Origin of the sequence: Mycetohabitans sp. B3 (genome assembly GCF_021498065.1) — a bacterium.
Lineage (GTDB): Bacteria > Pseudomonadota > Gammaproteobacteria > Burkholderiales > Burkholderiaceae > Mycetohabitans.
In genome coordinates this window covers 1-698 of the sequence record NZ_JAHLKN010000108.1, presented here as the reverse complement: position 1 = coordinate 698, position 698 = coordinate 1, and the positions used below count along the sequence as shown (strand labels likewise).

The following is a 698-nucleotide window of genomic DNA, read 5'->3' as shown; positions in this document are numbered from 1 at the left end:
ATTGGTTTTTTTGTTAATACGCTGGCGTTGCGCGTGGATTTGTCGGGCGAACCTGATATCGCAGAGCTGCTCGCGCGCGTGCGGCGCACGACGTTGGACGCGCAAGCGCATCAAGATCTGCCGTTCGAGCAAGTGGTCGAAGTTGTGCAGCCGCCGCGTCGATTGAATCATACGCCGTTGTTTCAAGTGATGTTCGCGTGGCAGAACAATGAACCAGGCGAGTGGCGTCTACCCGGGCTCACGGCCACGCCAGCTGAGCTGGAGTATGACATAGCCAAGTTCGATCTTGAGCTGAACTTATCTGAGGTAGGTGACGAGATCATCGGCAGCTTAGGATATGCGACGGCGCTGTTCGAGCGATCCACAATTGAGCGGCACGTCGGGTATTTACAGACGATGTTGCGTGCCATGGTGGCTTGTCCGCAGCAGCCGGTGGCCACGCTTGAGTTGCTGTCACCGGACGAGCGTCAGTTGCTGCTTGACACGTGGAATGCAACGCAGCAGGCATATCCGTCGCACTGGTGTGTGCACCAGCTATTTGAAGCGCAGGTCGAGCGCACGCCCGAGGCGCCGGCGCTGGTGTTTGAAGCGCAGACACTGAGCTATGCACAGCTAAACGCACAAGCCAATCGTTTGGCACACCAGCTGATTGAGTGGGGTGTCAGGCCAGAGACCCGGGTAGCGATCTGCGTGCAGCG

Annotated in this window: 1 protein-coding gene; it reads left to right on the top strand. The window is 58.2% G+C overall.

From position 1 onward, the window contains the following. On the top strand, positions 1-698 hold a 698-nt coding region (locus KQH55_RS15800; protein ID WP_235091634.1), incomplete at both ends, for a condensation domain-containing protein.